Source organism: Streptomyces glaucescens (assembly GCF_002154375.1).
Lineage (GTDB): Bacteria > Actinomycetota > Actinomycetes > Streptomycetales > Streptomycetaceae > Streptomyces > Streptomyces glaucescens.
On the sequence record NZ_MUND01001111.1, the window covers coordinates 1 to 356 of the forward strand.

1 protein-coding gene is annotated in these 356 nt (G+C 73.3%); it reads right to left on the reverse strand.

Going from position 1 to position 356, the window contains the following annotated elements; all coding sequences use genetic code 11:
- On the reverse strand, window positions 1–356 hold a 356-nt coding region (locus CCN42_RS45540; RefSeq protein ID WP_339384171.1), incomplete at both ends, for an SPFH domain-containing protein.

The following is a 356-nucleotide window of genomic DNA, read 5'->3' on the forward strand; positions in this document are numbered from 1 at the left end:
TCTCCCCCCGCCCCGCGCAGAACGCGACCGTCAGGTCCTTCACCAGCGCCTTCCGCTCGTAGTCGTCCAGCTCCACCAGACCGCGCATGGTCAGCCGGGTCACCGTGTCCTCCACCGAATCCACCACCGAGGTCAGCACACTCGCCCGGTGCTGGGCGTCCAGCGCGGCGATCCGGCGGCGGTGCATCGCGGCGGCCACCTCCGGCGCGTACTCGATCCGCACCGGCTGCACCGAGAACACCTCCAGACCCACCGGTGCCGCATCCACTTTCACCAGCCGGGTCAGCGTCTCCCCGGCCGCCGTCACCGACCCGCCCCCGCCGGGCATCTCCACCGGCACCCGCGCCAGCGCCGCC